General features: G+C 60.0%; 2 protein-coding genes and 1 pseudogene. All 3 read right to left on the bottom strand.

The features are described from left to right. Positions 1 to 89, bottom strand: a pseudogene (locus D8U18_RS09325) (putative 4-hydroxy-4-methyl-2-oxoglutarate aldolase); the annotation flags it as partial. A 137-nt stretch (positions 90 to 226) separates the two neighbouring features. Then, entirely contained in the window at positions 227 to 1,216 is a 990-nt protein-coding gene (locus D8U18_RS09320) for an alpha/beta fold hydrolase (RefSeq protein WP_056856960.1), read from the bottom strand. Positions 1,217 to 1,378: 162 nt separating this feature from the next. Continuing rightward, on the bottom strand, positions 1,379 to 2,557 hold a 1,179-nt coding region (gene ppsA, locus D8U18_RS09315), incomplete at its 5' end, for a phosphoenolpyruvate synthase (RefSeq protein ID WP_131107489.1).

Raw genomic sequence — 2,557 nt, 5'->3', positions numbered from 1 at the left:
CGGCCGCCGAAATTGCTGAACATCGGTTCCAGCACCTGCACCAGCTCCGGGTAGGCGTCGCACAGGTCAGGCGTGAGGTAATGGTTCATCGAGAAACTCCTGTAATAAGGGAGACAGCACGAACATCACTGATGAATCAGTCATCGAAAATGACCAGAACAGCTCAATCCGTCATATCTTAGCCGCAAGCCGATCAGAGCGAAATGCCCTTGATAGAGCGTCCAGCTTAGATTGCCGTGGCCAGAACCGCTTTTTCACCGAGCAGCGGCGTTTGCTGATCCGCCAGCCAGCGAGCCACCAATGGCCAGACTTCAACCTGTGCAGCTTTGCTGACCAGCATTTCGACGTGACCGAAATTGTCGCCGAAGCCCTGCTCGCGCCCCAGATTGATGAATTGCTTGTGTTCGCAACCCACTTGGTCGAACAGCTTGCGGCATGCCCAGGCCGGATCCTGATGATCCCCCGCCGCGCTCACCACAAGCACCGGCAGCTTCACCTCGGCGAGCCCGGCCCACCAGTCCTTGTCGGCGTCGCCGAAGCGCCCGAACAAGCCATACCAGCGCATGCTTTCCAGGGCCAGGCCAATTGGCTCGTCCTCCGGGCCGCGCTTGAGTCGTGAACCGGACAACTGAGCAAAGCGCTTGAGAATGAAGCGCCCGCCCCACTCCACGGGTGGAATCTTCAGCGGCCAGTAGGTACGGCTGACCTGGGTGCCAAAAAACGCAGCGGAGGCCACCACCGGCTCGCCGATGTATTCACCGCCCAACGCCGCCGCCAGGGTAATGCCCCCCAGCGAATGGCCGATCCAGTGCGGAACCTGACCGCTTTGCTCACGCACGAACGCGCCAATCGCGGGCAGATCGTAACGCGCATAGTCAGCGACGCGATTCTTGCGATAGTCCTGGTTGCGCCGGGACAGGCCGTGACCGCGCATTTCCGCGATCCACACATCGAAGCCCAGGCGCGCCAAATGAGCACCCAGCCCCAGGCCTTTGGGGGAGAACCAGAAGCGTCGATTGGAAAAACTGCCATGCAACAGGATGACCGGCACGCCGCGTACGGCAGGCTCATCGGCCATGCCCAAACGGGTGACAGCCAGCTCGACACTCGGGTCCGGGCTGTTGGCCGGCTTCAAGCGATACACGTCTTCGCTCAGATCGCCACGCCGTTCGGCGCTGATCAGGGCGACAGGAAATAGGTTGCTGCTGCTTTGCATAATCTCTTGCACAAAAAAGGGCGGCATCCATATGGAGCCCGCCCTACTTGAATCTCAAAAAGACCGCCCCTTGCAGGGGCACAGCTTGCTGACGATGGCGATTTTGAAGACGCCATCGCGGGCAAGCCTTGCTCCTACAGTGAGCGGTCCGTTTACACAGGATCAGGCCGAAGCTTGACCTTCCGCCAGGAAGAACCAGGTTTCCAGTACGGAGTCCGGGTTCAACGAAACGCTTTCAATACCCTGCTCCATCAGCCACTTGGCCAGGTCTGGATGGTCCGAAGGCCCCTGACCGCAGATGCCGATGTATTTGCCGGCCTTGTTGCACGCAGCAATGGCATTGGCCAGCAGCTTCTTGACCGCTGGGTTACGCTCGTCGAACAAGTGCGCAATGATCCCGGAGTCACGGTCCAGGCCCAGGGTCAGCTGGGTCAGGTCGTTGGAGCCGATGGAGAAACCGTCGAAGAATTCAAGGAATTCTTCAGCCAGGATGGCGTTGGACGGCAGCTCGCACATCATGATCACGCGCAGACCGTTGTCGCCACGGGCCAAGCCGTTTTCCGCCAACAGATCAACCACCTGGCTCGCTTCACCCAGGGTGCGGACGAACGGCACCATGATCTCGACGTTGGTCAGGCCCATCTCGTTGCGCACACGCTTGAGAGCGCGGCATTCGAGTTCGAAGCAGTCACGGAACGATTCGCTGATGTAACGCGAGGCGCCACGGAAGCCCAGCATCGGGTTCTCTTCTTCAGGCTCGTAGAGCTTGCCGCCGATCAGGTTGGCGTATTCGTTGGACTTGAAGTCCGAGAGACGCACGATGACTTTCTTTGGATAGAACGCAGCGGCCAGTGTGCTGATGCCTTCGACCAGTTTCTCGACGTAGAAGCCGACCGGATCGTTGTAGCCAGCGATACGCTTGTCGACGCTTTCCTTGATGTCTGCAGGCAGGCCGTCGTAATTCAGCAGTGCCTTGGGGTGCACGCCGATCATGCGGTTGATGATGAATTCCAGGCGGGCCAGGCCTACACCGGCGTTCGGCAGTTGTGCGAAGTCGAAGGCGCGGTCAGGGTTGCCGACGTTCATCATGATCTTGAACGGCAGCTCCGGCATGGCGTCCACGGAGTTTTTCTTGATGTCGAAGCCCAGTTCGCCTTCGAAGATGAAGCCGGTATCGCCTTCCGCGCAGGAAACGGTTACGCCCTGGCCGTCTTTCAACAGCTGGGTGGCGTTGCCGCAACCCACCACGGCCGGGATGCCCAGCTCACGGGCGATGATCGCCGCGTGGCAGGTACGGCCGCCACGGTTGGTGACGATGGCGCTGGCGCGCTTCATGACCGG

Source organism: Pseudomonas sp. Sample_10 (genome assembly GCF_004321495.1).
In the GTDB taxonomy this organism is placed as follows: domain Bacteria; phylum Pseudomonadota; class Gammaproteobacteria; order Pseudomonadales; family Pseudomonadaceae; genus Aquipseudomonas.
Note: the sequence above shows the minus strand (reverse complement) of the source record. Positions and strands in the feature narration are given on the sequence as shown.